General features: G+C 59.0%; 7 protein-coding genes. 4 read left to right on the top strand and 3 right to left on the bottom strand.

The window, feature by feature from the left end:
- Positions 1–193 precede the first annotated feature (193 nt).
- Positions 194–1,183, bottom strand: a complete 990-nt coding sequence (locus tag BA066_06095) for a radical SAM protein (GenBank protein ID RDD53126.1) — start codon at positions 1,181–1,183, stop codon at positions 194–196.
- Between the two features lie 147 nt (positions 1,184–1,330).
- Between BA066_06095 and BA066_06090 the strand changes: the two genes are divergently transcribed.
- From BA066_06090 to BA066_06075, 4 genes are all read left to right on the top strand, one after another.
- A complete protein-coding gene (locus BA066_06090) occupies positions 1,331–1,567 on the top strand; it encodes a hypothetical protein (protein RDD53125.1) in 237 nt (78 codons plus the stop codon).
- A gap of 48 nt (positions 1,568–1,615) precedes the next feature.
- A complete protein-coding gene (locus BA066_06085) occupies positions 1,616–2,509 on the top strand; it encodes a prenyltransferase (GenBank protein ID RDD53124.1) in 894 nt (297 codons plus the stop codon).
- A gap of 63 nt (positions 2,510–2,572) precedes the next feature.
- Positions 2,573–4,360 (top strand): adenine deaminase, encoded by a 1,788-nt coding sequence (ade, locus tag BA066_06080; GenBank protein ID RDD53123.1) that lies wholly within the window; start codon positions 2,573–2,575, stop codon positions 4,358–4,360.
- A 244-nt stretch (positions 4,361–4,604) separates the two neighbouring features.
- Positions 4,605–5,684 carry a hypothetical protein gene (locus BA066_06075; GenBank protein ID RDD53122.1) on the top strand — a complete coding sequence of 360 codons (1,080 nt, stop codon included), beginning with the start codon at positions 4,605–4,607 and terminating at the stop codon, positions 5,682–5,684.
- Positions 5,685–5,701: 17 nt separating this feature from the next.
- Here the strand turns inward: BA066_06075 and BA066_06070 are convergent, their stop codons facing one another.
- Complete coding sequence (locus tag BA066_06070; GenBank protein RDD53121.1) at positions 5,702–6,061, bottom strand: hypothetical protein; 360 nt, start codon at positions 6,059–6,061, stop codon at positions 5,702–5,704.
- Positions 6,062–6,080: 19 nt separating this feature from the next.
- Positions 6,081–6,443 (bottom strand): hypothetical protein, encoded by a 363-nt coding sequence (locus tag BA066_06065; GenBank protein ID RDD53120.1) that lies wholly within the window; start codon positions 6,441–6,443, stop codon positions 6,081–6,083.

The following is a 6,443-nucleotide window of genomic DNA, read 5'->3' as shown; positions in this document are numbered from 1 at the left end:
AGAGCTCGTGCCTTCCTTCACGTTGGCTGCGACTTTCATGAGCCAATGATGGAGGTCCATGAGTCCCACAACGGTCCCCCCATGAGGGGATGTATCTTATGCGAAGCAATGCTTCGAGAGAGTCTCTTGAGGCCCCTCATCGTGATGCTCCGCAAGTAGCAGCTCTCAGAGTCGGGAAAAGGGCTTGAAGGTCTCATCGAAGTCTCACCTTCGGGCAGAGTGGGTCTGGGGATGGCAATCCTCCCCAGTGATTGTGGGCCCTGGCGTAGCACCCTCCGAGGCACCTCTCATCACCGCAGCATCCCTCTGGCATCATCTTCGCTTTCAGATAAAGGGGATGGGCGTTCAGTTTTATCCAAGATCCGAGGATCCCATCCTCAATGACATCGGCCACCTCGACACCCATGACGTCGCAGAGGAGCACCTTCCCACCGGGAGAGATGTCCAGCTCCCTCCAGCCCCTGCAGTTGCTGTGACGGAGGTTCCTGAATCCCTCCAGTGATGCTAGGAATGGTGCGCACCAAACGCTCACCTCCACCCCCAGCTCCCCAGCCACCTCCTCCGCCTGGGACAGGCTCCTCAGGAACTCATCCCTTTCCACGAAGCTTCCAGTCTCCAGAGCCCTTCCGAAGGCCATCGATGGTATCAAGGATATGCTCTCAGCCCCGAGCTCCTCAGCCATCCTTATGGCATCCCCCACCCTCTCGTGGTTCAACTTAGAGACTGTGATGTTGACGTGAAAGGGTAATCCGAATCTCCTAATGATCTCGATGCCCCTGAGGAATCTCTCCCAGGTTCCCCTCCCCTTCACCCTCTCGTAGACATCTCGCGGACCATCCAAGCTCGTCATGAGGAAGACCCCGCGCCTGGAGAGCTCCGAAGCGATTTCCTCCCTCATGAGGGTGAGGTTCGTGAAGATGCTCGCCTCGATCCCCAGCTCAGCGGTCTCCCCGATTATGTCGAGCATGTCATCCCTCAGGAGCGGCTCCCCTCCCGTGTAGTTTATGTACTCGATTCCCGTCGCCTGGGCCTCCAGCAGGACCCTCCTCAGGGCCTCCCCCCTGAGGGGCCGCTCCCCCAAGTAGTGGGTCGCGTAGCAGTAGGGGCAGCTCAGGTTGCACTGAGCCGTCACAATCCAGACGATCCACTCCGGACGCTCACCGCTCAAGGAACCACCTCCCATAGGCCGGATTTCAGCATCGATGCGATGGATCTATATCTAGGGCATCGCACCTTAAACCTCGGGTCCCTGACCCGAGCCTCCGCCTCTATTGCTCGAGTATTACTTCCCAGCGCTCCCTTATATCAATCACCCCCGGTCCCATCCCGGATGCCGACCCGGGAGGACAGGCTCGCGAGCATAGTCAGGAGCTTCGGGAGGATAGAGAGGATAGCGTACTCTGATGCGATCACGGCGGATGGCGAGAGGGTGAGCTGCACGGAGCTCAGGGTGAGGCTGAATGAGGGGGCCAGCCTCGAGGAGCTCGTGATACTCCTCAGGATGAACGGCTTCGTTGTGGAGGGCTTCTCCAAGAGGGGGCTCAAGGCGAGGATACTCATCTCCTGAGACGAAGCTATCGAAAGGCTTTTAAGTGCGGCCGGCCGCCCCGCAAGGATGCCCGGGCTGAGGGAGCTAATGATAGCAACCAGACCCTGGTCCTTCACAATGACGGCGGTGTCCGTTACGGGGGCCGCCTCCTACTCATATTATTCTACAGGAGCCTTCGACCCACTCCTCTACCTCCTGACGCTGGCCGGAGTTACCCTCTTGCACGCTGCGGCTAACGTGCTAAACGATTATTACGACACGATCAGGGGGGTTGATGTTGAGGGAGCACCCACCACTAGATACAGGCCTCACCCGATAATAAGCGGGATGATGATCCCAAAATACCTCAGGAATTATGGTTTCTCCCTGATGTTCGCTGGCCTCTGCTTCGCGGTAGCTCTATCCTTGATTAGGCCCCTTGTACCAATGCTCCTGGCCCTCGTGGGGGCGCTGCTCCTCCTCACCTACTCCGGCCCCCTGGGGTACAAGTACAGGGCGATGGGGGAGCTGGGCGTCTTCCTCGCTTGGGGGGTCTTCATCTGGGTGGGCACACACTACGTCCTCACGGGCAGCCTGTCCCTGGGGCCCGCCATCGCCGGGGCGCCCGTGGGCCTCCTGGTGGCGGCCGTTCTCACCGCCAACAACCTGAGGGACGTGGAGTACGATGGGGAGAGGGGAGCTAAGACCATGATAGTCATGATGGGGGTGAGGAGGGGTATCATGCTCTACGCGGCCGAGGTGCTGATTCCATACGCGCTCGTCTTGACCGCCATCCTCGCGGGATCCCTCCCCCTCACATCCCTGCTCACCCTACTCACGTTACCGATGGCCCTCAGGATCCTGAGGAGGTTCAGCAAGGCCATTCCGGAGAACTCGGACCCGATGACGGCATCCCTCGTCCAGAACTTCGGGATCCTCTACATAGTGGGCATGCTGCTCGGGGTCCTCGTCGGCCGGTAGCGCGGAGCTGAAGGGGTGGGCGAATCCATTTTATATCTTCGGGGGCCCATCGATCGACCCCCCATGAGGAGCAGGATATGGGAAGTCTCTTCCACACTCGTTAGAGTCGCTTTAGGTATTGAGAAGGCGGATCTCGTCATTCTTAACTCGAATTTCGTCAATGTGAACTCGGGGGAGGTGCTGGAGGGTTACGGCGTCGCCGTCAAGGGTGACAGGGTCGCTGCGATAGGAGAGGTGTCGCACACGATAGGCCCCCGGACGCAGGTGATCGATGCCAGGGGCATGTACCTTGTCCCGGGCTTCATAGACGCCCACGTCCACGTGGAGAGCAGCATGCTCTGCCTCACGAACTTCGCCAAGGTCGTCCTTCCCAGGGGGACCACCTCCGTCTTCATAGACCCGCACGAGATAGCCAACGTCCTAGGCTTGGAAGGGGTGAGGATCATGGTGGAGGAGTCGAGGGACCTGCCCCTGAAGGTCTTCGTCACGGCACCCTCCTGCGTCCCGGCCAACCCCTCCTTCGAGACATCCGGAGCCCACCTCGGGGTTGGGGAGGTGGAGGAGATGCTCTCCTGGGACGGTGTGGTGGCGCTCGGGGAGATGATGAACTACCCCGGGGTGCTGGCGACCGATCCGGAGGTCTTCGGGAAGATAAACGCCGCCCATAGGGCTGGGAAGGTCGTCGAGGGTCACGATGCCGGACTCCTCGGGAGGGAGCTCACCGCATACGCTGCGGCAGGAATATCGTCATCCCACGAGATGACGAGGAAGGTGGACGCTATAGAGAGGCTCAGGCTCGGCATGTACGCCTACATGAGGGAGGGCTCAGCCTGGCTCGACGTTAAGGAGACTGTGAAAGCCATAACCGAGGCGAAGCTTGACTCCAGACATGCGTGCCTCGTCACGGATGACAGGGAGGTGGACTCGATAATCAAGCAGGGCCACATGGACCACGTAGTGAGGAGGGCCATAGAGGAGGGATTGGATCCCATCAGAGCGATCCAGATGGCCACGATAAACCCGGCTGAGCACTACGGTCTGGCAAGGGAGATAGGAAGCGTCGCTCCGAGCAGACTGGCCGATATACTGCTGCTCAGGGACCTTACCAGGGTGGAGGTCGATACCGTCATAGCCGACGGCAGGGTGGTGGCGAGGGAGGGTAAGCTTGCTATCGATATGAGACCCCCAAGTTACGATGAGAGGTACTTAAGGACGGTGAGGCTTCACAAGAGGCTTCAGCCCGATGACTTCCGCATAAGGGCTCCCATGAGTGATGGAAGGGTGAGGGTCAGGGTCATAGAGGCAATGGAGGGCAGCGTTCTTACCAAGTGCGCGGTGGAGGAGCTCGAGGTCAGGGGAGGGGAGATCCTGCCGGACGCCTCGAGGATGATCTACAAGGTCGCGGTCGTGGAGAGGCATAAGGCGAGCGGGAACATGGGGCTGGGCTTCGTGAAGGGATTCGGCTTCAGGCTGGGAGCAGTGGCCTCCACCATAGCCCATGATAACCACAACCTCCTCGTGCTTGGGATGAGCGATCGTGACATGGCGCTGGCGGTCAACACCCTGGCCGAGGCCGGAGGGGGAATAGTGACAGTGGACGGGGGGGAGGTGCTCTCCCTGGTGAGGCTCCCGCTGGCCGGGCTCATGTCGACGGATGAGCCGGAGAGGGTGGCTGAGGAGCTCGAGAGGACTTACGATGTCTGGAGGGAGAGGGGATGCGGTTGGGTGTCGCCTTTCATGACGATGTCCCTCCTCGCCCTGGACGTCCTCCCCGAGCTCAGGATAACGGACAGGGGTCTCATAGATACCGTCAACTTCAGGTACGTTGACCTGATATACGAGCATTCATAAAACTCAACTGTTTTTATGAGATCCGGGTGAATTTCAACCCCTCATTCGGGCGAGCTTCGATGACCGGGCGGGATCTGAGCCATTTCGAGGCCCGGCATGTTGCGGGTTCCAGGGGAGAGCCAGAACCCCCCTCGGATCGCTGCGACCCATGGGGTTAGCTTCCCCGTGTTGGGTACGTAAAGTTTCCTGAACAATAGAGGCATCCGAAACGATTATGTAGAAGCTCGCCCCAACTCAATAGAACATGTCAACTGAGCGGGTACTGGAGAGATTGATGAGGGCTGTGGAGAAGGATCCGAGAATACTCATCACGATCAAGACGATACTGGATTACCACAACAGCGTGTTCAGGTGCCAGAAGTGCGGATCCTCCGATCTGGAGAGGATATCAGCCCTCCAATACAGGTGCAGGGAGTGCGGCTCCACCTACCTCTACATCCCCTTCTCGCCCTCTGAGCTATCGCCGCAGCCACCCTTCTCCCACATCCTCGAGCTGGTCGGCTCCGGGGTGATAGAGGCGGTCCACGGCGGGAGCAAGAAGGTGAGTTACGTCGTGTCCAGGCCGGAGCTCCTGAGAAGGGTCCTGGAGAGCAAGGGTCTCATTCTTGGGGAGACAATAGCCCCGGGAGGATCGGAACTCGGGGTTGAGGAGGGATCTGAGGAGCTAAGGAGTCTCCTGAGCGATTTCAGGAGCATAGTGTCCCTGATAACAAGGTCCATCAGGAGCGACAGCTCCGCCCACTTCCTGCTGATAGGCCCCAGGCTCTCGCTCAAGGAGCTCATAATGGAGGAGCTGCGCAGGATACCCAGCTCCTACCTCTACGTCCCCGGCAGCGAGCCCTCGCTTGATGAGGTGCTCTACGGGGTGAGGCCCAATCCCCTGATAATACAGGGCCTCGAGAGGCTCAGATCCTCCGTCGATCTGTCAACGCTCGCGAACTTCCTCTCATCGGGAAGGCTTTTCGTGAGGAGCAGGGGTGAGGTGCTGGAGCACAGGGCCACCCTGCTGGCATCGGCCACGAGTGAGAGGTCAATCCCGAGGGACCTGACCGGCTACTTCATATCCTTCTACCTGCCGCCGATAGAGGATGAGTCCATCAGGAGGAGAATAATAGCTAAAATAGTGATGGAAAGAAGCGGAAAGGATGAGAGATTTTCCGATTATGTGGCTGAGAAATCATCTATTTTCACAGAATTTGGCTTCAGAGAGTTCCTGGAGCTGGCCAAGCTATGCGACGATTTGGAGTGCATAGACAGCGTGGTTTCCCTTCTGATGAAGTACAGCAAGCCGGTGAGCAAGAAGGGGAAGAGAGCGAAAGGTTGAGGAAATGGGAGTCAGATTCATCTAGTGGCCGAGAGATAGGCCTCTAGCAGTTCGCTCACCTTCCTTCCCATGGCAAAGACGGGCCTTATCCCCCAGGAGGTCAGGCTGCTTATCACATCCTCCGGGAAGGAGATGGAGACCACCACGTTCACCCCCATGTGCTTCAGCCAGGAGGCCAGGCTGGGGCCCCTGTAGGGGAGCAGCGTGGAGGCCGGGTTCCTTATGACATCGACGCTCCTCACCTCACCCTCCTCAACTGTCACTATCGTGAAGAAGGGTGCGTATATCGGCTGACCGAAGACCAGAGCCTCGAGCCCCTCGGGCCCCTTGGAGGGTATCGCTATCTTCTCCACACGGGGATCTCCTCCCCCTGCAATAAAAAATTTCCGTGAGGGATCAGCCGTAGAGGCGCTTGAGGTCCTCCAGCCTCCTCAGCCTGTCCTCCACCCTCGGGTGGGTCGAGAACAGGTTCATCAACCTCTCGAGGAGGGAGGGCTCCCTCTCGATGTACTCCCTGATCCTGAGGTCCTCATGGCCCCCGATGCCGGGTCCGCCTGAAGTGGGATCCGCTATCATGAGGGCCTTCGCCGCGACGAGCTGCTCACCTCTCCTAGGATCAGTGCTCTCCACTATCTTGATAAGGGCTCTCTGGAGCTTCTCGGCACCCCTCTCAACTGTCATCGCTGAATGCGCATCAGCGTAGAACTCCCTGAGCCTGCTCAACCTGAGGGCCAGCAGGTAGAGCACCCAGCCTATCAC

This window comes from Candidatus Korarchaeota archaeon NZ13-K, from assembly GCA_003344655.1.
Taxonomy (GTDB): domain Archaea; phylum Korarchaeota; class Korarchaeia; order Korarchaeales; family Korarchaeaceae; genus Korarchaeum.
The sequence above is the reverse complement of the archived record's forward strand: the minus strand, read 5'-3'. Positions and strand labels throughout refer to the sequence as shown.